The sequence below is a fragment of the Bacillus cereus group sp. Bc031 genome (genome assembly GCF_027716265.1).
Classification (GTDB): Bacteria; Bacillota; Bacilli; order Bacillales; family Bacillaceae_G; genus Bacillus_A; species Bacillus_A paranthracis.
Window position 1 is genome coordinate 48,916 of record NZ_JAQFUL010000009.1, and the last position, 23,673, is coordinate 72,588.

The window sequence follows — 23,673 nt, forward strand, 5'->3', positions numbered from 1 at the left end:
ATGTCAATGGTTTTTTTTGTATGTTGTCAGACCTTATATTTTATAATGATTGAATATATTTCCGACCACTTCATACGGTTTTATATTCACTTTTTCCAACTCATATATCGGCAACCATAACGGAATATAAATCCCTCTATCTTTCATTTCGAATTCTTCAGCTTTACCACTTCCAAAAACTCCACCTACAATATCGGCATTAAAATAATACTCCGTACCCTTATACTCCATCTTTGCAATTAGATGCTCCACTTTTATATGTACCCCTAATTCTTCAAAAATTTCTCGCTTTGTTGCTTCTTCAGGTGTTTCTCCTTCTTCAATTCCTCCACCTGGAAAAACATAGTACGTTTCATCTTCTCGGATACGTTTTATAAGAGCAATTTTCCCTTCCTGCACAATGATAGCTGCGCCGCGATTTCTTGTCATTTTATTACCTCAATACCGATCGCAACTGTTCCCCACTTTTGTTCTTGTTCTTTCGTATATATTTTGTATGTACTTTCTAACATTTCCTCTAAACTATCATTTTCACAATCCAATAATTTTTTATCAATTTGTTCGTACATTGCTTGAAAGTTTTTATATCGTTTTATCTCCGTTACTTTTACAACCATCGTTGCTGCTGTCGTAAGGTTCGTAAATACAATATGATCGCCTTGTTTTATGAGTTGACGCTTTTTATCGTATAAGCGCACTTCATACACTTTTTTTCCTGATTGAATTGACTGAAAAGGTTTATTATATAATCCCATTTCATATCTCATACATTCCACTCCCATTTATTTATTTTACCTATTAACACTGGTCACCTTACTACACCTTGCATATAATATTCCACGCTTATTTCTTGATTGAGAAAGAAGGTTGAAGAATCATGTTATATTTAAATCAAAAACCTGAATATAGTAAGTATGATATCGGTGATTATACTTATAGTAAAGTAGGTCCAACTATTTTTTCTTGGAATGATGAAACGAAATTAAAAATAGGTAAGTTTTGTTCATTAGGAGAAGAAGTTGTTTTCATACTTGGCGGAGAACATCGCGCGGACTGGATAACGACTTATCCATTTAACGCTCTTTTCAGCGAAGGAGCCCATATTACTGGTCACCCCTCTTCAAAAGGTGATATTGTAGTCGGCAATGATGTATGGATTGGTTATCAATCCTGCATTTTATCTGGTGTTACGATTGGTAACGGTGCCATTATTGGCGCAAAGAGTGTTGTTACAAAGGATGTACCGCCATATGCAATTGTAGCTGGTAATCCTGCAAAATTTGTTCGATATCGTTTCCCACAAGAAACAATTGACAAACTAGAAAATATCTCATGGTGGGACTGGGACATTTCTGTTATAAAAGGAGCTATTCCATTTCTACTCTCCGACAAAATTGATGAATTTTTCAGCTCACCCGAAAAAGAATCTACTTGATTCATATAGAAAGAGCATCCTTCTCTTACAGGATGCTCTTTCTGCATTTATTTTCTCTTTATTTGCAAGTGATCACACGGAGAACATTGAAAAGAACTTTTCCCTAAACAATTAAGATTCGTTTCGCAAATTTGTTCTATCGTTGGAACAAATGGAATAACAACTATATTACTTTCTACTATTTGTGTAACAGGTGGTAACACTGTGCCTACTTGATGTTCGAAACGAATACTTGCTTGATTTATATAATTCCCCGAACCACTTGGGGCACTCTGAACTACTACTTGGAACGAAACTGTTCGTGCTTCACCTGGATTTAAATTCCCTATAAGAAATCCTGATACCGGGCTTACATTTGGTACTGGTGTATTATCAACCGTTACACTTCCAAGTACAAATCGAACACTACTATCTAACATATCTTGAAAACGAATATTTTGTATGACAGTATCCCCCGTATTTGTAATAACTGTCGTAAACGTAATGACATCTCCAATCGTTGCTGCCTGTAAATCTGCCGTTTTTACGACTGTCGTTGAGACATTTTGAGGAATAAACGGGATAACAACTGTATTGCTATCACCTTCCACTACTACTGGTAACTCATTCGGATTTACAATTGCGAGCCCATTTGCTATAGCAGTATTTGTGACTAAATTATTTATTTGCCCTCCTGTTATGACAACTTGGAAATTAATAATTGCCGCATCATTTGGCTGAAAATCACCTAATGGAATACCGGTATTTGGATTAGCAAATGGAAGAGCTACATCGTTTACCGTTACCGTGCCATTTATAAATAACGTATTTGGATCAATGATATCCGTTAACACAATGTTGGTCACAGGAACTGTACTATCATTTATAACGGCAATTCCGTAAGTGACAACATCCCCTACCATCGCTACTTCAAAGTTTGCTCCTTTTGCAACAAATAAGATTGCAGTATTTACCGTTACAATAACTGTATTGCTCGTGTCCATCACTGTAACTGGAGGCTCTCCTGGTACTAAAATATATTCTGCTAACGCTCCAGCAACGTTTACTACTGTTCCACCATCCGGAAAACTTGTAATCGTAGCTTTATATGTTACAAGTGCCGTCTCACCAACTGGAATATCTGGTATCGTAAATCCAATTTGCGGATTTATCCCCGGTTGCAGAATCCTATTTATCGTTACACTATTTGGAACGAAATCAGCTTCCTGAGATAGCACATCGATAAATTGAACATTCATTGCATCAGCAGTACCAGTATTTAATATACGAACCGTATACGTTACCGTTTCTCCTACGCCAACAATTGAATGGTCTACTTCTTTTAGCATATCTAAGCTACCTCTATTTACCGGCGTAACCGTCGTATTACTTGAATTTGTAATTGTAGACGGAGGTTCTCCTGGAATCAATTCGAAATCACCCGTTACTCTTGCTGTATTCATAATACTACTAGAAGGCGGAACTGCGATTACATTTACTTCAAATGTAATTAATACGCTATCCCCTACAGCAAGATCCGGTAATGAAAAGCCTACAAATGGATCTAAACCTACTTGCGGAATCCCATTTATTTGTACACTTCCAGGAACGAATTCTAAACTAGGTGATGGAACATCGATAAACTGAACATTCGTTGCTGTTACCGTTCCCGTATTTGTAACTTGCACACTATACGTTAACGTATCTCCTAATCGTGTCGCTTCTTTATTTACAGATTTTATAACGCTGAATCGTCCTCTATTCACTCTAGTTATCGTCGTATTACTCGGCTCTGTTACTACAACTGGTGGTTCTCCTGGCACTAAAGTAAAGCTTCCTGTTATATTTGCAACGTTCGTAATTGTTCCTGATGACGGGATGTTTGTAACTGTCGCTTGAAACGTCACGATAACCGTTTCACCAACTGGTATATCTCCAACTCCAAAGCCAGTAATTGGATTTAAGTTTGGTTGCAGGACTCCATTTATCGTTACACTATTTGGTACAAATGACGCCCCTGCTGAAATGGTATCAACAAACTGAACAGCATTAGCTGTTACTGTTCCAGTATTTGTTATTTGAACCGTATACGTTAATATATCTCCAACGAGAGTAGCAACCCTATTTACTTGTTTAATAACATTAAATTGCCCTCTATTTACAGTTGTAAGTGTTGTATTGCTCGGCTCTGTTACTATAACTGGTGGTTCTCCTGGTACTAATACAAAACTTCCAGTTACATTTGCCGTATTGGCAATTGTTCCGTTTGATGGCGCACTAACAACGGTTACTTGGAAGATGACTTCTACACTTTCACCTGGGTTTATATCTGGAAGCGGGAATCCATTATTCGGATTGAATCCAGGTTGTAACACACCGTCTATCGTTACACTGTTCGGCACGAATGCTATAGAAGAAGGTAGTACATCACTATATTGAACATTCGTTGCTGGCACTGTCCCTGTATTTTGAACTACTGTTGTATATGTGATTGTATCACCTACTGCAACAACCGGCTGACTTACTGATTTTAAAACATTCAAACCAGGCTCATTGATTTCTGTTAATGTCGTATTACTTGTCGTCGTCTCCGTAATCGGTGGTTCTGTTTCACTTACAGCAAATGTAGCTGTAACGTCTACAAAGTTAACAATCGTACCACCTTCTGGTATGCTTGTAACCACTTCCTGATATGTGACAACTACAAAATCATCTACAGGTATATTTGGAACTGTAAAACCAATGAAAGGATCGAACCCTGGTGCCAGTACCCCGTTTATGCTCACACTTCCTGGTACAAATGCTACACCAGCAGAAGTCGTATCGATAAATTGAACATTGGTCGCTGGCACTGTTCCGAAATTAAATATCAATACATCATACGTTAATATTTCTCCTACAGTGGCTACTTCTTTATCTACTAGTTTTAACGGAAAAATAGACGCTATATTAATTGTCGTAACGACTAAATTCGTTAATATCGTTTCTGTAATCGGTGGTTCCTGCGGATTTGGTTGTGAAGTAAATGTAACATCTGCATCATTTAAGATGACTTCATTATCTGGAATTTCCGTAATGGTCACTTGGAACGTGACCTCAATACTTCCACCAGCGATTAATAATGGCGTAACTGTAAATCCTATTTCTGGATTTACACCAAATTGCTGCACTCCACCTATCGTTACACTACCTTCTACAAACGTTGTTCCTTCTGGTATGACATCTTGGAAGAACACATCTGTAACTGGTATAATTCCTACGTTTGAAATGAGCACGGTATACGTTAATACATCTCCAACCGCTCCAGTTGCAACGTCAACTGTTTTTGTTGCTGTTACTTCACCAGGAGGAGGTAATGGTATTGTAACTACCGTTGTATTACTTGAGTTCGTTGTTGTTACAGGTGGCTGTAAAGGATTTAATAAGAAAGTGGCTGTAGCAGATGCTGTATTTAATACTGCTCCACGTGTAGATGGTGCAACCACAGTAACTTGGAACGTTACGGTCAATGATGTTCCAGCTGCAATATTAGGAAGCGGGAATCCAGCATTTGGATCAAATCCAGGTTGTGGTGTTCCATTTATCGTTACACTATTTGCTACAAATGTTGTTTCTGGAGCAATTGGATCAATGAAAGAAACGTTCGTTGCTGTTACTGTACCATTATTACGAATGACAACAGAATACGTGTAAGTTTCTCCAAGTGCTGCTTGTTGTACAGATGAAGTTTTTTGTATATTTAACTGTGCTGTGTTTACTTGCGTCACAACGAAATTACTATTTGTAACAGTCGTTATTGGAGGGTTTGCTGGGTTTATAAGAAAACTGGCAGTAACGTTAGATTGGTTTCTTATATTTCCACCGCTCGGAACACTCGTCACGGTAACTTGAAACGTAACCGTGGCCGTTTGCCCGACCGGAATATTTGGTACTGGGAATCCTGCCATAGGATCTGCGCCTTGCTGAACGACTCCATTTATCGTCACACTATTTGCTACAAACGCAGTACCGGACGGAATTGGATCTTGAAAAATAATATTCGTTGCAGGAACAGTTCCTGTATTTTGAATAAGAATCGTATACGTTAACGTATCCCCTACTCCTGCTTGTGGTGTATTTACACTCTTCATTATATTAAGTGATCCTACATTCACTCGCGTCACAACAATATTACTAATCGTTACAATTGTAATTGGTGGCTGGAGAGGACTTACTTGGAAATCAGCAGTTACATTCGCATTATTCGGAAGAACTCTATTTGGTGGTACACTCGTGATTGTTACTTGGAAAGTAACTGTTACCATCCCTCCTACTGGAATATTAGCAAGTGGAAATCCAGTTGTCGGGTTTAAACCTGGTTGAGGTGTCCCATTTATTGTTACACTATTCGCTACAAAAGTGGTTCCAACTGGAATCGGGTCAAGGAACGATACATTAGTTGCTGCTACTGTCCCACTATTTTGTATACGTACTGTATACGTTAACGTATCTCCTACACCAGCTTCAGTAGCGCTTACACTTTTTATTACATTTAATCCTGAAGAATTTACGACCGTCATAACAGTATTACTTGGTTCTGTTACAGTAATCGGTGGCTCTGTTGGATTTACAAGGAAATCTCCTGTAACATTCGCACTGTTTACAACATTATTTCCAAGTGGAACTTCATCAATTAATACTTCAAATGTAACAATTACACTCGCACCAGCGGGCAAATTATTTAATGGGAATCCGAATTCTGGATCTGCCCCTTCTTGTAAGATCCCATTCACAAAGACACTGTTTTCAATAAATAATGTACCTTGTGTAATTGAATCTTGGAAAAATACATTTGTAGCTGGTACACTACCTGCGTTTATGACTTCTATTGTATATACTAAAATATCCCCTACCGTTGCAACATCCGTATTTACTGATTTCACAACTTCAAAGTTACCTGATTGTACAGTTGTATTCACAATGTTACTCGGAACATTGATTGTTACGGGTGGTTCACTCGGATTCACTTGAAAACTTGCTGTTACATTTGCTTGATTTAAAATATCTTCATTTTCTGGATCCTGTATAATTAATACATCAAATGTGACTACAACGGTTTGAGCCGCAGGAATATTCGGAAGAGAAAATCCTGTATTCGGATTCAATCCACTTTGCGGTACTCCATTAATTGTTACAGAATTTGCAACAAATGAAACAGCGGAAGAAATAGCGTCTTGGAAAAATACATTTGTTAACGAAACGTTTCCTGTATTTTGAACGGCAATTGTGTACGTTAAAGTGTCCCCTACTGCGGCTTGCGTTGTATTCACTTCTTTTATTACATTTAAACCGCCTGTATTAACTTGTGTCACAACTGTATTCGTTTGTCTATTAATCGTTATTGGTGGCTGATTTGGAATAACGACGAAATTAGCAGTTACATTTCCGCGATTCGCAATCGTGCCTCCTGATGGCGTCGATGTAACTCGTACTTGAAATGTAACAGTCCTACTTCCGCCGGGAGATATATTAGCTACTGTAAACCCAGTCGCTGGATTTGCTCCAGGTTGTGAAATCCCATCCACAGTCACACTATTTGCGATAAATGTCGTTCCAATTGGGATTGGATCTTGAAAAATAACGTTCGCTGCAAGTACATTTCCTGTATTTTGAATTGTAACCGTGTACGTAAGAACGTCGTTAACCGTTGCAAAAGCTTTATCCACTGTTTTTCTCGTTGTTATATCAGCTATATTAATTGTCGTAACTACAGTATTACTTGTCGCTTGCCCAGAAACTGGTTGTTGACCAGGCACTGGAGTAAAGGTAAATGTTGCACTTGCACGGTTCGGAATTGGATTGACAAGAGGGTTCGATGTTACTCGAACTTGAAAGCGCACTACGGTCGTTTGCGAAGCATTAATACTGCCTAGATTAATACTACTTGCTGGATTCGCTCCTGGACGTGCTACTCCGTTTACCGTAACGCTGTTTGCTACAAATGTTGTTCCTGCAGGAATACTATCAACAAAAATAACATTGTTTGCAGTAACGTTTCCATTATTCGTCACATTAACCGTGTACGTTAATACATCATTAAGCGTTGCCGTCTGTAGATCTACAGATTTTTGCATACTTATAGTTGCTTGATTCACTGTCGTTTGTACTGTATTCGAAGAAGACATACTAGTAATAAGTGGACTACCGACGAAAGGACGGAATTGATATGATACCATTGCACGATTTGGAATAGGATTGGGGTTCGGAAACGATGTTATTCGCACTTGAAAGGTAACAATTCTTTGCGTATTATTTGGGATTGTACCTAAATTAATTCCAGTAGCAGGGTTCGCATTCGGCTGTGTTACCCCTCCTACCGTTACACTACCTGCAACAAACGTCGTTCCGCTCGGAATACTATCACGTAATACAACGTTTTCTGCACTTCCTGTTCCTGTATTTGGGACCGTAATCGTATAAGTGAGAGTATCCCCTACCCCTGCGACTGTTCTATTGACCGATTTAACAGGATTAATAATTGGACCTGTTGCATCAATTTGAACACCAAAACCAGCTGCAGCGTATCCATCTCCATTTGTAACAAATCGAACAGTTGCTGACGTTTGATTGTTTACTAAAGATGCGGAGGCATCTACATTCGTAATATCCCACCCCTGTCTTCGGACAGCCAAAGCTACCCCTAACGGCTGATTTAAATCTCCAAATGTACCGCTCGTATCTAAATTTCCGCTGTCATTACAAATTTGAGACTGGAAGAAATTATTTGCAGGGTTTCTCGGCCCGAATAATGCAACTGTAGCACTCGCATTCGGTCCAAAGCGAAGTTGATCTCCAGAAATGTTAGAATCACCTTCTTGAGCAGTTACAAGTACCCTTCCTGTTACAGCTCCTGTAGCTGGCGTAGCAAATCCGGAAATAGTAGCATCAACTGGTGGTGATGAAGCATCAATAATTTCTTGACCTGCATATACTGACAAATTTCGAAGTGGTAAACTTGCATTTTGATACACAACCTCAAGCGTCCAGCCCGCTGAACGGCTAATTGTTGGGTCAGCTGAAGTTCTTGCAGCTGGCACGGCACCTGTAGTATATGTGCCTGCTCCACCTGCACTAACAAGATTCGTTACATTGGCAGAGCGAGCATAATAAAACTGGTTTCCTACTGAACCTTGCTGCGCGGTAGCAGGATCTGGCGTAACAGAAAACGTCCCTGCTGGCGTTGTAAATGTAATGTTATCATTTAAAAATGGTAAAACATCTTCCGTATCAGTCCGGAAAGTACCAGCCCAAACTAATTCTGCATATAACACACTGCTTCCCGCTGGAAGATTTAAAATTGCACTTGAAGAATTCAATTGCCACTCATCTGTTGTCCCCGCTGGGAATCCTGGTACTTGCAACGCTGTATTTACTGTCGTAAACACAGCAAGTGTACCAAAAATATTACCTGGTGCAGGCGATGTAGGGCTAAGTCCCAGCGTATTCCCAGTAAACGTGACGGCACCAGGTACTGTTGTCGTAAACCGATTTATAAAAGGCACACAATCATCTCATTTCAATTATAGTAAAAAGTGCTCTATACTATAAAATGTAGACAAACTATACAATGTACGTTGTCCAACAAAATTCCGCACATATGAGAGGGGTTTATAAAACTATGCGCTACGTTATTATAACAGGAACTTCACAAGGTTTAGGTGAGGCTATTGCCACACAATTGTTAGAAAAAAATACAACTGTCATCTCTATTTCTAGAAGAGAAAATAAAGAGCTTACGAAACTCGCAGAACAATATAATAGCAATTGTGTTTTCCACTCCTTAGATCTTCAAGATGTACATAATTTAGAAACGAACTTTAACAAAATCATTTCATCTATTCAAGAAGACAGTGTATCTTCTATTCATTTAATTAATAATGCGGGTACGGTTGCTCCTATGAAGCCAATTGAAAAAGCAGAAAGTGAACAATTCATTACGAACGTTCACATTAATTTACTTGCACCTATGATTCTCACCTCTACTTTCATGAAACATACGAAAGAATGGAAAGTAGATAAACGTGTTATAAACATCTCATCTGGTGCAGGAAAAAATCCTTACTTCGGATGGGGCGCTTATTGTACAACGAAAGCTGGCGTAAATATGTTTACACAGTGCGTGGCAACGGAAGAAGCAGCAAAAGAATTTCCAGTAAAAATCGTCGCTTTTGCACCTGGTGTTGTTGATACAAATATGCAAGCACAAATTCGGGAAACAAATAAAGAAGACTTCACAAATTTAGATCGATTCATCGCATTAAAAGAAGAAGGAAAGCTATTATCACCTGAATACGTTGCAAAAGCTATTCGTAACTTACTAGAAACCGAAGACTTCCCTCAAGGCGAGGTTATTAGAATTGATGAATAACAAAAAGGCGTGCTATTTTAGCACGCCTTTTTGTTCTACTTCTCTAAAAATATAAGCACAGACTCCGCAATTTGTTCATAACCAATTTCTTGATAAATTTTATTCGATGTTGGATTTGCCAGGTCCGTATATAATGTCGTTGTTTTGTAACCTTCATCTAACATACGTTGACTAAGTGCCGCTACACAATTAGATGCGTATCCCTTTTTCCTTTCTTCTTTCGGCGTATATACGAAATTAACTGTTATATTATTTTTAGTTGGACGTGTTTTTGCTGCTACAGAAACAAGTTTTCCATCTACTTCTAGACCAAATAAACGATGATTAGTAATTAATGTATGTGCCGTTTGTTTTGCTTCCTCTTTCGTAGTAGGAAGATTCACATCTCCACAAAATTGGTATATCCACTGTTCTATTAATGTTAGCTCATCACTATTTACTTCTCGAAAGACTTCATCTCCGTTCCACTTTTTCTTCACTTGTTTTAATTCATATATACCTTGCTCCATCGCAACAGTAGTTTTCTTATTTGCTAACACTGCAATCTCTTCGGCTAATCTCTGTACAATTTTCTTATTACCGATTAATCCAGGAACATTTGGATATACTTCCGCTAATTTTTTTGCAAGTTCCACGATGTCCTCTTCCGTAATTTCAGACGTAGCAACAATAATTTGTTTCTTCTCTTCTGTTTGAAGAAATACAACCGCAATTTCTTCTCCTTGTTTCGCTATCCCCATAAATATCGGTTGGTGGACCATTTGTAATACGCCTAATATGAGATTATTTTCCTGCTCATTCTTTTCTAGAAATGGTGTAACCTCTTCTTTAAAATTAACAATCTCTTCATATACATGCAATTGAATCATCGACAATCTCTTCTCTCTATTTATAGTTTTATTAAGGTATTGGCGATTAATTCACTAAATCCCTCTTTTACGATTCAATAATATTCGAAGCTAACGTATTCAAATTATTTTCAGCTTGTAAAATTCTCTGTTTTTCCTTTTCAAATACCTCTTCTTCTTGTCGAAATAACTCTTTTCGATTGTTAATCATGCGCTCCATTTCTTTTTTACTCGGCCCACCGTATACATTTCTTTTTTGTATAAAAGCTTCTGGCGATATAATTTCTTTCCACTCTTTTTCTAATAAAGTTATATTAAATTTTTCTTGTAAGTACATATTCACATCTTTCAAATGTAATTCATGAAGCTCCTTTTTCTGCTCCAATAACATATTTGCAATAGCACTCGCTGCATGATGCGCATGCCGAAATGGAATGTCATAGTTTTTTGTTAAAGCATCTGCGAAATCAGTTATCGTAATTGCATGTTTATAGGAACGATTTTTCAACGTTTCTTCCTCAACCTTCATCGTTCGAATAACTGCATTCATAATAGAAAAAACACGAATAGTCTTTTCAATCCCTTTATATAAGTATGGCTGCAAGTCATCCTCTGTATCAACAATATCACCAAATGGTGTATTATGAATCATTTGAAATACTGTAAATGCTTCTCCTAAAGCACTACTCGTAATTGCACGGGCGTGTTCAATGGAAACTGGATTTCGCTTTTGCGGCATAATACTACTAATTTGCACATATGGCTTCGCCACAGTAATACCATCATATTCTTTCGTCGCTAATAGTAAGAAGTCATGGATCCATCTGCTCGTATTCGTCATCATTACCATAAGTAAAGAGCTAACTTCTAATAAATAATCCGCTCCAGCAACAGCATCATATGAGTTCTCAATTACATTTGTAAACCCAAGTAACTCGGCAACTCGCTCTCGTTTAATTGGGAAACTTGTTGTAGCTAGCGCAGCGGCTCCCATTGGGGACTGATTTAAAAGTTTGTACGTTTTTTTCATGCGTTCTAAATCTCTCTGCATCGTATCATAAATCGCTAACGTATAATGACCAAATGTCGTTGGCTGCGCTGGTTGTGTATGGGTATAAGCTGGCATAATCGTTTCCTTATGATCAGCAGCAAGTTGCAATATACTCTCTTGCAATAACAAATGATGTTCCATTAATCGTAATACATACCGTCTTAAACTCATGCGATACATCGTGACACCCATATCATTTCTACTTCTACCAATATGCATATTACTTACAAAATTGCTTTTTGCTTCTTGAGAAATTAAATGTTCTACTAAAAAAAAGAGATCTTCATGCTGCTCTGTATAGAGCAATTGCTCTTCTGGCATTCCCTCTACCTTTTTTAACGCGTGTAATATAACTTTAGCTTCTTCCTTTTTCATTAAATTTTCTTCCATCAGCATCGTAATATGCGCTTTATGCACTTGAAACATATCTTTCAATAAGTAATTTCGTTGAAAATTAAATACATGTTGTAATACACAATCCACATATGTTTTCCCAGGGAAATCAGCGCCTTCACTCTTTATAAACTCTTCTTTACTTTGTTTCATCACCTTTTCCCCTTTCACCTAAGTATTACTACCCATCATACCCAGAGATAGCAAAAAAGTGCTTGTACACAAAAATAAACTCGGTGCTCTCTGCACCGAGTTTATTTAATAAAAGTCGCATCATACTTATCACTTTGCAACACTTGGAAATGCAAGTTTGCTAAATGTTTCCGTATTTCTGCACTGTCGTCCTCATTTAAATTATTTGCTAAAAACACTATTTCTGTACAGTTCCCCCGTTTATCCATCGCATAAACTGCTTTTGTAACTGTCCATGGCGTATAGCCGTTTTTTTGCCCTGCATGTCTAAATGTTTTACGGTATTTCTTAGCGCTCATATCTGTTTCAACGATGTTAGCCCATACTTTTTCTTCTGCTTCTGTCAGTCCACCCTTATGATTTGCCTTTTGAAGCAGTACCATATAATCGTTTGCAGAAGCAGCTGGCAACCGATCTGACCAAATTTTATCGTAACGTTCCTCTAAATAAAGAGGAATTTCCTTCTGTAATAATGGTCCCTTCTTTTTTAAGCGCTCATGAATAATCATCGCATATTGACGATATTGCTCTTGAGACATTTCTTTTAACTTTTTCTCTATTTTATATTTCGGAACGTGTAGTTCTTTATGCAAATATCCTGGAATGTACAAAGATGAAACAATTGGAAATAGCGGCTGATGTGCTGGAAGCGATAAACTTTGTAAATTCCGATTAATATTATCTAATCCTAACACTTCCATTAAATATTCAGCATTCGCATTCGAACTAAACTTAACCATTCCTTTTGCCACTTCTTCTAAAGAAATCGCTCCTTCAGTTATCTTACCTGTCTTCTCCAAATACCTTTGCCATCTATCTTGCGCACCACCATCTGTATTCGGTACATAATAACGATTCACATCATTTATGGAAACAAAACTAGACGAATCAATTTTCCCTTCCGTAACTTGTTTCGTAAATTCAAACGCCACAATTAATTTCATTGTACTAGCAACTGGCAATACAACATTCGGATTTACAGAATAAACGACTTTATCATTTCTTTTTACTAGAAGCGCGCTATTTTTTTCATCTTTATGTTCTTCAATAAAGGATGCGATATACTGCGCATCATCATTATTCAAACTCCAAACTTTTTTCACTAAAAAATTACCCGATATTAGCAAAACGAAAATACCCACAATCACTGCGCATACTATAGTTTTTTTCAAGTAAAATTCCTCTCCTATTGTGTAGCTCTTCTCTATCTATCTCTTACAAACAAAATAATGGAGATGATTATTTTAGTAATCATCTCCATTATTTTAACTTGTATTCTCCCATTATGTCTACGTCATAATTTTAACGAAATCTTCGAGGAATTTTTTATAGTGTAACGACCAACCAATTCGAACCCAATTCTTTAAAGCTTTTGCATCAGGTTGAGGACGAAAATCAGCAATACTCTCTCCTTTTGCAATCCCTACTGTATCTACATCGACACGGCGGTATACATAGTCCAAAATAGAGGGATTTGCCGCAACCATCATTGTAACGACGTCATGTACTGGACTCCCTGTTATTTTCGGATTTAATTTTCTATAAGCTTTATAATAATACGTAAAAATCGGTTCAATTAATTTATTAAAACTTGTTTTAGAATGTTTCGTAATGTACTTTACCATCTCTGGCGTAATTATAGCTTCAGATGTAACATTAAGCGGCACCAATGTCACATTCTTGGCATTTTGCATTACTAATTGTGACGCAATAGGATCACCATGAAAATTAGCTTCTGCGACTGGTGTCACATTGCCAGGCATTAAAAAAGCACCGCCCATTATATAATATTCCTTCACATACTTCATCAATGGTTTTTCTAAAATAAATGCTGTCGCAAGTGTCGTTGACCTACCAGCATCAACTATAATTAATTCTCCTTTATATTTTTCAAGTATGTCAAAAAACTCACAAAAAGGCTTTATATTTGGAGAAAGATTTTTTGGCGGTCGAATTGGTCCTAAACCTTCCGCCCCATGAATTTCTGGATAGTATGTTGTAATATCTCCAGATAAAGGGATTTTCGCACCATTAATAACAGGTATGTCTTCCCGCCCTGCCAGTTGCAATAAATATGCCGCATTACTTGTCGCCTTTTCTTGCGTTACATTTCCATATCCAGTTACTACACCAACAATATCAATATCAGGATGTAACAATCCATACATAATTGCCAAAGAGTCATCAATTCCCGGGTCTCCTAAAAACAATACTTTTTTCATCACCCTCAACTCCATCCCCTCAATTGTTATTAATTTATGAATATTCACAGGATTACAGAATAAAAAGAACAAATTTATACGAAAAAACGCAGTCCTCTAAGGACTACGTTCTCCCACTAACCTATACTGTTTTCTTTACAGCACTCATACTTCCAACAATATAAGCGATAAACGCAAAACAAATTGGGAAGACAACTGTATGTATACCGAACGGATTTGGATAGAAAAGATGGATACACATATATGAGCTTACCCCAACTAAAATAGATGCAAGCGCTCCTGTTGCATTTCCTTTCCTCCAATATAATCCTAATACGATTGGCCAAATGAATGCTGCTTCTAATCCACCGAAAGAAAATAAATTTAACCATATTAAAAAATCAGGTGGTTTAATTGCTGCTGCATAAACGAGCAGTCCTACGATAGCAGTAATCCATAAACTCCCTTTTCTAATCGTACTATCTGCCGCATCTTTATTTATGTAATTTACGTATATATCTTTAATGATTGATGAACTTACAAGTAGCAATAACGAGTTTACTGTAGACATAATCGCTGCCATTGGTGCAGCTAAGAAAACCCCAGCTAACCAAGGTGGCAACACTTCCATCGCGAGTAGCGGCATTACTTTATCTGGTACCGTTATACCTGGAAGTACGACTCGTGCGAACACACCCGTTAAATGCATACCAATCATAATTGTACCGACAACAATCGTCCCAATTATTAACGCTTGATGCATCGCTTTTGAATTTTTATAAGACATGGCACGCACACTAATTTGCGGTAAACCGACAACGCCAATTCCAATTAAAATCCAAAATGATGTCACATATGATTTCGTTAAACTACCATCTGCTCCGAATGGTGTAATTAAATTCGGATTGATTTGAACAAGTTCCTGCATAATCTTTTCAATTCCACCACCGGCAACGACAGTAGCAATTAAGATGATTGTCGTTCCAACTAACATAATGATACCTAATAACGTATCTGATAAAGCAACTGCACGAAATCCACCAATTAATACGTACACAAGTACAGAAAAAGTAAATAAAAATAGTGCTGTTGTATAAGAAAGACCCGTTAGCGACTCGATTAATCGGCCACCGCCGACCCACTGAGCTACTGTTGCTGAAAATAAAAAGATAATAATACATAACGCAGAAAGTATGACAACTGCTTTATTATTATATCTTCCCTTTAAATAATCGATAAGAGTAATGGCTTCCATCTTCCTAGCGATAATTGCAAACTTTTTACCGATAACTGTTAAAACGATATAACCTGTTACAACTTGAATCGCAGACAACAATACCCATCCAAGCCCCATATTGTAAGCAATACCAGGACCACCAATAAAGCTACTAGCACTACCGTATGTAGCAATCATTGTCATCGCTAATAATAAACCACCGAGCTCACGCCCACCTAAAAAATATTCTTGCAAAAATTTATTATGGGCAGTCGCTTGTACACGTCTTGAAGCATATACACCAATTAAAAATACAACGATAAACGAAATTATCATTGGAATGATTACATACCAATTCATCTATTATTCCTCACTTTTTTCTTCCTCATCGAGTGAAATATCTTGAAATACAAAACGAACAACTAAACTAAGTAAAATAACCATAACGATAAATCCAACGATACAGCTATAAAAAAACCATGCTGGAAAACCAAATACATATGTATATTCACTTGGATTTTTACTACCAAGCCCATAAGCAAATCCGTACCATATTATAAAATTGATAATAGCAAGTCCAAGACCAATTAACGCTTCTCTATGGGCGATTCGAAAGCGTGGATCATCATGATAATTCTTCATTTTTCTCCCTCCTCTCACGATGTATTATTGTACCATTGTTCTTCTAGTTTTTCCTACTAGAAAGCAAAAACAAGCAGGATTTTTTATAATCATATAGAAGACTTTCTTACATTACATATTTTTTACAATTGTAACACAAATGAAATTTGAATTTTCAGTATTTGTTAATTATGATTTTAATTAGAGGCTTTCCATCTAGTTTCCACATCCTTGATTTCGGAATAAACGCCGTCTCGTACTGCGTTTACATTATATTTTCAAGGGGGTTATACAATGAGTCAACTAGCTGTAAATCTTCATGAAAAGGTAGAAAAGTTTCTTCAAGGTACAAAAAAGTTATATGTGAATGGATCTTTCATTAAAAGCGCTTCCGGTAAAACGTTTAACACACCTAACCCAGCAACTGGCGAAACACTTGCCGTCGTTTCTGAAGCTGGTCGCGAAGATATTCATAAAGCTGTCGTTGCAGCTCGCATAGCTTTTGACGAAGGTCCTTGGTCTCGCATGAGCACTGCTGAGCGAAGCCGGCTTATGTACAAGTTAGCTGATTTAATGGAAGAACATAAAGAAGAGCTTGCACAGCTTGAAACGTTAGATAACGGAAAGCCAATCCGTGAAACAATGGCAGCAGACATACCACTTGCAATTGAGCATATGCGCTATTATGCTGGCTGGGCGACGAAAATCGTTGGTCAAACAATCCCTGTTTCCGGTGATTATTTTAACTATACACGTCATGAAGCTGTTGGTGTCGTTGGTCAAATTATCCCTTGGAACTTCCCACTTCTTATGGCAATGTGGAAAATGGGAGCAGCGCTTGCTACAGGATGTACAATCGTTTTAAAACCTGCAGAACAAACTCCACTATCTGCCTTATACTTAGCTGAATTAATTGAAGAAGCTGGATTCCCGAAAGGTGTTATTAATATCGTTCCTGGATTCGATGAATCAGCTGGACAAGCTCTTGTTAATCATCCACTCGTTGATAAAATTGCATTTACTGGTTCTACTCCAGTCGGTAAGCAAATTATGCGCCAAGCATCTTCCATGTTATAGGTACGTTTTTTCTTGGTCACTTTTAATTTCTCCTTGTGCCTCATAGGTTATTTGCATTTCGCCCAACACCTATTGGTCGAAATGATTCGCTAACTCCTTCTAAAACCTCTATTTTTAACTCACTTTTAAGTACAAATACACATATACGATTATTGGACTCGGAATCCTGTATTTCGTTGAAATGCTCCGCATATACTATTATGGGCGCATCCTGCATTTTGTTAGGAAACTCTTTACTGGTAAGGCATATACTGTTACTGGGTGGGGGTCCTGCATGACTAGGAGGGACTTTTTATGTCTCTTAATGAAGAGGACAATTTTCTAGAAGAAGACGAGGATGAAGGAATTGAATTAAAAACAATCCCCATTGCAGAGTATGTAAAACTGCGACGCGAACAACGAAAACAAGAACAACAAGTATTTGAAGACAAACTAAAAGTCCTCAAAGAAAAAACAGCTAGATTAAAAAAAGAACTAGGATACTAATATTAAAATGCCTCCGAATAATTTCATTCGAAGGCATTTTTTCTTTTTATGTTCTTTATAGGTTAGTATCAAAAAAGCTTTTATTGCCACTTCAATTGACCAGAGTTATGTTCATTCCAAACACCAAATCCCTCCGAATGTTTTTTATCTAAAAACATTGGTAACCTTTCTTTCATCCCTTCTGCAAGATTAAGTGTCGATAACTCATTTTTATCTACCCAAAATATACTACCTTCGTCCGTTTTATCTAACAATTCTCCATTAAACACTTCTGTTCTATAATTAAAAACAAAGAATTTTTCACCAGTTTCATCATTAAACCAATAAATAATTCCACACGGTTCTAAATTAGAAATCGTTAATCCTGTTTCCTCTTTTATTTCTCTTATAGCTGAATCAATTAGGCTTTCTCCATCTTCCACATGTCCTCCAGGAAATGAAATTCCTTTCCAAGATTTAATTCTATCTTGGACTAAGACTTTATTATTTTTTTTATCATAAATCATACACATATTTGTTAGTGTAACCTTAGTCATAAAGTTCCCCCTCCTTTGTTCTTGTAGATTAATCATAACAAATATACAGAAAATTACAAGAATACACGTTCGTTTAATTCATTTCAAAGACTATTTACGAAACTTACTTGCAAAGGAAGACTTTGGCTTCTTATCAAGGGGAAGAACCTTCGGCCCTTCTTGTACCTCTTCTTTCTCTTTAAACCCCTCTAGGAAAGCCGTAGGCTGTTCAAATGCCGTTTTCATGGCATAGTCCGCTTTTTGGTTTACTTCTTCGTTAGCATGTCCCATTAGCGTTCTATACAGCCTATATACCACACCTTGTAGCTTGTCCTTACTTTCTTTTTCTTTTTTCAAATCGTCTTTCACCTTATCGTGACTCTCTTGTAGTTTAGATAAGTCTTTCTGTAATTTCTTCTCTCTATCAAGCGACTCATGAAATTGCTTTTCCATGAAGAGTAAATGCTTTAACAGATCGTCTTTATCTTTATATCTTTTATTGACCAAATCCACTACATTTGGCACTTTCACTTCTTTTCCGTTGGACACAGTTATGGTTTCACTAAAAACCTCATTTGCTTTTTCTACTTCCATTCGACCGAGACGACCTTCTTTTCTCCAAAATGCATCAGAGGTAGAAGCTGATATGGCTCCTTGTTCATGAAGTGCATTCGCATAACGGTGAATCTCTGAAAAACTAATATTACCCATTTCCTGTACATTCTCTCTAAACATCAAAATTACTTTTCTTACTTCTTCCGTAGTTAATTTCGACTTACGACCAACTCTTTTAGTCATGTAACATGTCCCCTCCGTCCATATCTTCTATTTTAGAACTTAGCAATGCCATTTTGTATATATCGCTCTGGATAGCATTTGCTTTCGTTTTTATCTTCGTTAACAACTCTGGATTTCTTCTTGATAATTCGTCTTGTAGAAATTGCTTATTTAGGTTTTGTAAGGCTGCTGTCATTTCATTTACATTGTTTCTCATTTCAAGTATTTCCTTTTGAATCGTTTCTTTCTTTTCCACATACTCTTCGGTCGAAATTCCCCAGTGAGAACAGAAATAACAACGTTTGGATTCACATTTTTGTTCTTCGTCTTTACAAAATCCTATTTTCATTTTTTGTTTATACGTTCCACTAACTTCATACGCCTTCATCTTTACTTCGTCAGGAATAATTCCGACTTGTTCAGTTGAGAGACTAGTGTTTTTCACTTTTTTCATTAACTTAAACACTTCGCAATCCACCCAATATTCTTTATGATCACTATAGTGTAATTGTGTTTGAACAGTTTGGTGTCCACCTAAACGTGCAATTTCAACGGGACTATACCCTTGCATCATCAGAGACATGAACGCTATATGTCTGGTATCATTCGGTCGAAGCTGATTCTCTTCTTCTACTTTAAACCCATATACTTGTTCTATTGTTCTATAAAATCTAAAAATCATTTTTTCCAGATTCGCTCTATTAAATTGACTTATATTTTTTTGCAAATACCCGCGATTGCTGTCTTTCACACTCATAATCGAACGATATGAAATCAAAGTTTCTGTTTTTCCATACTGATTTGTTAAATCAATATAACGTTTAATTAGTTGGTACATTTCTTCATCTATTAATATTTTGTCCATAATTTGCACTCTTCTTGAAGATTGTTTCGTTCTCGGCAATTGTATATAATATTTCTCTTTATTTTTTTCTTTATCTATAATTAAACAATCTCGTTCTATCAGCGAAAACTCCGTACCACGCATTGGAATGATTGTTGTCAATCTCCACCATATTAAGATTGGATATACCATGAGTAATTCTTTATTAAAGTTTTCTTTATCAATAAAGCTTTTCATTAATGTTTCAAAATGATTTTCTAAGTAATAAGAAAACGACAATACATACTGTGAAGAGGGTAACTTTCTTATATTACTTTGTTGGCGACTCATTTTACCTTTTAGTTCTACAAGAGTAGGAAGGTAATCCTCTGCTATTTCCAAATCAGCATAATCAAAGAAATTACACAATGCAATTAAATTTTCTCGTCTATAATTATAACTTGTTTCTCCATATTCAATATAATCCGCGAGGGTTTTTATTTCAGTTGTTTGAAATCCTTTTGTTACTTCGAATACTTTTTTAAACATACTAAAAATCCACTTTGCGGTTTTTTTATTATCGATAATATTGATAAACCAACATTTCACTATTTCTTTAAAATCACTCGGTAATTTATGATTAAATTGGAATGAATCAAACAAGCTAAAATCATAATAATTAGACCTTTCATTATATAAAAGTGTATTAACTTCCCATTTATCCTCTTCAAACTCACCTCGAACCCAGCGATTTTCTTCTTCTAATCTTTTAATAATTTCTTTAGCCTCGATAATACTTTTTTTAATATCAAATGCTTCATCAGAAAAAACATCTATATCGAGTTCTATTTCTTTCACTGGACTATCTATTACGGACATATTTGCTCCCCCTGTACTACGATAAATATTTTGGATTGTATGTTAGATACTCATCAAAATCCTCACCCGTTTTTGTTTGTACTTCTCCAATCAAATCTACTAACTCGTTATATTCTTCTTTTCCTCTTTCGAAGAAATGAAATACTTCCTCTTCCCCAAACTTCTGCATGGCACGATGTAAATGGTCTAAATCCTTGTATAACACGTTCATAAGGCGCGTTTTTTCACCTTCGAAGGTAGTTGGGTTGAAATCTTTAACAAACTCCAAAATGGACGCTTTAAAGCCTTCTACGAGAGAAGAGAGTGAATAAAAGTTTGGAATAGCGAATGGGCAATCTTTACAAGATTCCAAATGTGGTTTTTGACAGTTTGGAGAAACAAGACATTGGTAATTTTCTTCTTTACTTGTCAAAGCATTAACTTCCAAATCAAACATTAAATCTGTGACTTTATCCAAACCCATTCCGAAAATTTGATCTGCTACTTTTTGTCGCTCCGCTAAAACTCTATTCATAAATCCAGAAGTTGCTTCCAATTTATGAATACCACCAAACGTTGTACTTAGAACCAATATTTCTTGTGTTCTTTGTTCTCTATCTTTCGTATCTCCAAGCAAAATGTCAGCCATCAAATCAGGGATATACCCAAAATTCTTACGATTAAATAAGCTTTCACTTAATGCGTCCAGTTCATGTTGTGGAATCACAAGATAGATGTTAGTAGTTTCAAAATCCTCGTGTGCTCGTAATCGTTGAGCCAGTTCTAAAGCTGCACTTCCTTTTCCTTTCTTTACAAGAACCATATATATCAACACTAATACTGTACGATTCATTTTAAGACTTTGGAATTGAAAATCTTTGATTTTAAAATCTTTAAAGAAAGCTTTGTGAGACTTGATACGGAAATAACTATCATCTTTTATACCAAAATCTACGATTCTCGTTTTAGTAGAATTTGAAGGAATGATAATGCTTGTTCGTTCTTTAGCGACAATCGAGCAAATAACAGCCGCTGTTGCAAATGAAACAACTAAATCTTCTGGACAATTAAAGCGATTCGTTGCGCCTGTTTTATTCACTGTCAAATCTTTTCGTTTGATTTGATTGATTATCGCATTTGCTTCTTCTTTTGTTAAATCCCGCGCTTTTAATGTTTCTAGAGAATTAATTCCGACCGATTCGAAATCAATCATTGGCATATCCAATACATCTCCATGACGCCAAGCGTTACCCAAGTGAGTCAATACATACAACCACGCAGAAGCGTAATAAGATATTCTTTTTGCATCTGCACCATTTATAATCTTTTCCGCATCAGAAATTGCTTTATGCTTATGATCTTCTTCTTGAACGTAATCGTATACTTTTATGTACTCGTCATACTCATAGACTTCTTTTGGCTTTTCTTCCACCTCATATTGATAAGGATTAATAATCCTATTCATATCAAATGGTTTCTTTTGTTCTCCTTGTTTATTTAAAAATATAATTAATTTTGCATGGAATTCCTTTAAGAAGGTATACAAATATTCTTGCGTACTCACAGGTATTGAAGGATTGAAAAAATTAAGATTGATTTCGTTAGAAGTGAATGAATACAATTCTTTTTCTAACGTTAAGTTTGATAAAATTTCCGTACAATTAACATACTTTTTTATCAAATTTCTCATACCTTTGTTACTGCTTTCAGACAGCGACAACTTTTGTTTGCAGTATGAATACCATTCTCGTTCTGTATATAGACTATTTTCAGAAAAAGAAATATCTTTCAATGTCAGCCATTCTTCAAATGCTTCTACTGACGTTTTTTCTGAAAGAATTCTTTTTATTTTATCTTGCATATCAAGTTTATTTTTGTATTCTTGTACTTCTTCCAATGGAAATACAAATGAAGCGTTCGTTCTAAATGCATATCTTATAATGGCATTTGTTTCGATTTTCGTAAAAACAGCCGTAGGTTGATTAACTGTTACACCACAAATATTAACAATTTCATTTGCAGGACAATATTTTTCTTTACTTTCCTTCATTTTTTTTGCAATTTCTTTAACAGCTTTTTTTGAGTAATAATTTCTAGCGTTTAACTTAACTGGTTCTATTTCTCCCTCTTTGGTAAATAACTGAAGTATATGATTTTTCATCCCAAGAATAGTATTCGTTTCCTCTCTTGTATAGTAATCATCCAAATTTGTGTCAAACACTTTAAAATGTTTAATATCCTCTATATGATAAAACCATACCATTCTAGTGAAACGTTTTCTTTTGAGGTTATTTCGTTTATCCACTATGTCAAACTGTGCATAATTTATATTGTATTTTTTCGCCAATTCCACGTTAGTTATATGTGTTTTAATAAAGCGAAGTATTTGCTCCTTATTTACATATAAAAAAGTTTTATCGAAACCATTTTTGTAGTATTTGTATTCAATTCTTTCCAAATCACAAAGAGAAATAATTTCAGCTATTTTACTTCTACCTGCAACACTATTGCCCGTAAAAGTACCTGTAAACCCAAGCTTTTTAGCCACTTCTTTTTCATTTAGATAATTTTTTTCCATTTCTTTTATTTTTTTCATCAAATCATCTAATTCTTTTATATTGAAAAGAGTCGCAGGTTTTCCATTTTCTCCTCTACCTTCTTTTGTAGTTAGATGACCTTGTTTTAACCAATATTTAAATCCATTAGCATGTGTTGAAATCTTTTTGTATTTTCCACATTTAATTACTTTCGATTTTGTAATCCACCCTTGTTCCAATGATTCTCCCGCCTTATA

The 23,673-nt window shown here is 36.2% G+C and carries 16 protein-coding genes and 1 pseudogene; 4 read left to right on the forward strand and 13 right to left on the reverse strand.

Annotated features, from left to right (window positions below):
- Nucleotides 1–33 precede the first annotated feature (33 nt).
- Together PDQ33_RS05765 and PDQ33_RS05770 are read right to left on the reverse strand one after the other, a co-directional pair.
- Nucleotides 34–429, reverse strand: coding sequence for an NUDIX hydrolase (locus tag PDQ33_RS05765; protein WP_061131697.1), 396 nt, complete (start codon nucleotides 427–429; stop codon nucleotides 34–36).
- The gene (locus tag PDQ33_RS05770) at nucleotides 426–767 is read right to left on the reverse strand and encodes an ASCH domain-containing protein (protein ID WP_061131696.1); all 342 of its coding nucleotides are present in this window, start codon (nucleotides 765–767) and stop codon (nucleotides 426–428) included. The genes PDQ33_RS05765 and PDQ33_RS05770 overlap by 4 nt, the downstream gene beginning before the upstream one ends.
- A gap of 110 nt (nucleotides 768–877) precedes the next feature.
- Here PDQ33_RS05770 and PDQ33_RS05775 point away from each other — a divergent pair, with 110 nt between their 5' ends.
- Nucleotides 878–1,435: a CatB-related O-acetyltransferase gene (locus PDQ33_RS05775; protein ID WP_000966320.1), complete on the forward strand. Its 558-nt coding sequence runs from the start codon at nucleotides 878–880 to the stop codon at nucleotides 1,433–1,435.
- Nucleotides 1,436–1,482: 47 nt separating this feature from the next.
- Here the strand turns inward: PDQ33_RS05775 and PDQ33_RS05780 are convergent, their stop codons facing one another.
- A complete protein-coding gene (locus PDQ33_RS05780; protein WP_270755042.1) occupies nucleotides 1,483–8,955 on the reverse strand; it encodes a DUF7507 domain-containing protein in 7,473 nt (2,490 codons plus the stop codon).
- 116 nt (nucleotides 8,956–9,071) lie between these two features.
- Here PDQ33_RS05780 and PDQ33_RS05785 point away from each other — a divergent pair, with 116 nt between their 5' ends.
- Nucleotides 9,072–9,821 carry a (S)-benzoin forming benzil reductase gene (locus PDQ33_RS05785; protein WP_001271062.1) on the forward strand — a complete coding sequence of 250 codons (750 nt, stop codon included), beginning with the start codon at nucleotides 9,072–9,074 and terminating at the stop codon, nucleotides 9,819–9,821.
- A 35-nt stretch (nucleotides 9,822–9,856) separates the two neighbouring features.
- Here the strand turns inward: PDQ33_RS05785 and PDQ33_RS05790 are convergent, their stop codons facing one another.
- The 6 genes from PDQ33_RS05790 to PDQ33_RS05815 all read right to left on the reverse strand — a co-directional run bounded on the left by PDQ33_RS05790 (nucleotide 9,857) and on the right by PDQ33_RS05815 (nucleotide 16,364).
- Nucleotides 9,857–10,690: a GNAT family N-acetyltransferase gene (locus PDQ33_RS05790; protein WP_048557163.1), complete on the reverse strand. Its 834-nt coding sequence runs from the start codon at nucleotides 10,688–10,690 to the stop codon at nucleotides 9,857–9,859.
- Between the two features lie 67 nt (nucleotides 10,691–10,757).
- On the reverse strand, nucleotides 10,758–12,266 hold the full coding sequence (gene argH / locus PDQ33_RS05795) for an argininosuccinate lyase (protein ID WP_000813994.1): 1,509 nt from the start codon (nucleotides 12,264–12,266) through the stop codon (nucleotides 10,758–10,760).
- Between the two features lie 101 nt (nucleotides 12,267–12,367).
- Nucleotides 12,368–13,477, reverse strand: coding sequence for a serine hydrolase (locus tag PDQ33_RS05800; RefSeq protein ID WP_270755044.1), 1,110 nt, complete (start codon nucleotides 13,475–13,477; stop codon nucleotides 12,368–12,370).
- Between the two features lie 117 nt (nucleotides 13,478–13,594).
- A complete protein-coding gene (locus tag PDQ33_RS05805; RefSeq protein ID WP_155005152.1) occupies nucleotides 13,595–14,542 on the reverse strand; it encodes a nucleoside hydrolase in 948 nt (315 codons plus the stop codon).
- Nucleotides 14,543–14,648: 106 nt separating this feature from the next.
- Nucleotides 14,649–16,082 (reverse strand): sodium/pantothenate symporter, encoded by a 1,434-nt coding sequence (panF, locus tag PDQ33_RS05810; protein WP_001104829.1) that lies wholly within the window; start codon nucleotides 16,080–16,082, stop codon nucleotides 14,649–14,651.
- A 3-nt stretch (nucleotides 16,083–16,085) separates the two neighbouring features.
- Nucleotides 16,086–16,364, reverse strand: a complete 279-nt coding sequence (locus PDQ33_RS05815; protein WP_000800722.1) for a YhdT family protein — start codon at nucleotides 16,362–16,364, stop codon at nucleotides 16,086–16,088.
- A 273-nt stretch (nucleotides 16,365–16,637) separates the two neighbouring features.
- On the opposite strand from PDQ33_RS05815, the pseudogene dhaS reads away from it, so the two are divergent.
- A pseudogene (gene dhaS / locus PDQ33_RS05820) lies at nucleotides 16,638–17,417 on the forward strand (aldehyde dehydrogenase DhaS); the annotation flags it as partial.
- Nucleotides 17,418–17,714: 297 nt separating this feature from the next.
- Nucleotides 17,715–17,906 (forward strand): hypothetical protein, encoded by a 192-nt coding sequence (locus PDQ33_RS05825; protein WP_073515859.1) that lies wholly within the window; start codon nucleotides 17,715–17,717, stop codon nucleotides 17,904–17,906.
- 80 nt (nucleotides 17,907–17,986) lie between these two features.
- Here PDQ33_RS05825 and PDQ33_RS05830 read toward each other — a convergent pair whose 3' ends face one another.
- The 4 genes from PDQ33_RS05830 to PDQ33_RS05845 all read right to left on the reverse strand — a co-directional run bounded on the left by PDQ33_RS05830 (nucleotide 17,987) and on the right by PDQ33_RS05845 (nucleotide 23,655).
- On the reverse strand, nucleotides 17,987–18,442 hold the full coding sequence (locus PDQ33_RS05830) for an 8-oxo-dGTP diphosphatase (RefSeq protein WP_073515860.1): 456 nt from the start codon (nucleotides 18,440–18,442) through the stop codon (nucleotides 17,987–17,989).
- Nucleotides 18,443–18,532: 90 nt separating this feature from the next.
- The gene (locus PDQ33_RS05835) at nucleotides 18,533–19,219 is read right to left on the reverse strand and encodes a hypothetical protein (protein WP_073515861.1); all 687 of its coding nucleotides are present in this window, start codon (nucleotides 19,217–19,219) and stop codon (nucleotides 18,533–18,535) included.
- Nucleotides 19,212–20,900, reverse strand: coding sequence for a site-specific integrase (locus tag PDQ33_RS05840; protein WP_100648802.1), 1,689 nt, complete (start codon nucleotides 20,898–20,900; stop codon nucleotides 19,212–19,214). Before PDQ33_RS05840 ends, PDQ33_RS05835 begins: the two co-directional genes overlap by 8 nt.
- A 16-nt stretch (nucleotides 20,901–20,916) precedes the next feature.
- Nucleotides 20,917–23,655, reverse strand: a complete 2,739-nt coding sequence (locus PDQ33_RS05845; protein ID WP_270755046.1) for a hypothetical protein — start codon at nucleotides 23,653–23,655, stop codon at nucleotides 20,917–20,919.
- Nucleotides 23,656–23,673 lie beyond the last annotated feature (18 nt).

Bases quoted from the DNA above. Each gene is read 5' to 3' on its own strand.
- panF (WP_001104829.1), bottom strand. From the start codon at position 16,082: ATGAATTGGTATGTAATCATTCCAATGATAATTTCGTTTATCGTTGTA.
- argH (WP_000813994.1), bottom strand. From the start codon at position 12,266: ATGAAACAAAGTAAAGAAGAGTTTATAAAGAGTGAAGGCGCTGATTTC.
- PDQ33_RS05805 (WP_155005152.1), bottom strand. From the start codon at position 14,542: ATGGAGTTGAGGGTGATGAAAAAAGTATTGTTTTTAGGAGACCCGGGA.
- PDQ33_RS05765 (WP_061131697.1), bottom strand. From the start codon at position 429: ATGACAAGAAATCGCGGCGCAGCTATCATTGTGCAGGAAGGGAAAATT.
- PDQ33_RS05835 (WP_073515861.1), bottom strand. From the start codon at position 19,219: ATGACTAAAAGAGTTGGTCGTAAGTCGAAATTAACTACGGAAGAAGTA.
- PDQ33_RS05775 (WP_000966320.1), top strand. From the start codon at position 878: ATGTTATATTTAAATCAAAAACCTGAATATAGTAAGTATGATATCGGT.
- PDQ33_RS05770 (WP_061131696.1), bottom strand. From the start codon at position 767: ATGAGATATGAAATGGGATTATATAATAAACCTTTTCAGTCAATTCAA.
- PDQ33_RS05830 (WP_073515860.1), bottom strand. From the start codon at position 18,442: ATGACTAAGGTTACACTAACAAATATGTGTATGATTTATGATAAAAAA.
- PDQ33_RS05825 (WP_073515859.1), top strand. From the start codon at position 17,715: ATGTCTCTTAATGAAGAGGACAATTTTCTAGAAGAAGACGAGGATGAA.
- PDQ33_RS05840 (WP_100648802.1), bottom strand. From the start codon at position 20,900: ATGTCCGTAATAGATAGTCCAGTGAAAGAAATAGAACTCGATATAGAT.
- PDQ33_RS05785 (WP_001271062.1), top strand. From the start codon at position 9,072: ATGCGCTACGTTATTATAACAGGAACTTCACAAGGTTTAGGTGAGGCT.
- PDQ33_RS05815 (WP_000800722.1), bottom strand. From the start codon at position 16,364: ATGAAGAATTATCATGATGATCCACGCTTTCGAATCGCCCATAGAGAA.
- PDQ33_RS05790 (WP_048557163.1), bottom strand. From the start codon at position 10,690: ATGATTCAATTGCATGTATATGAAGAGATTGTTAATTTTAAAGAAGAG.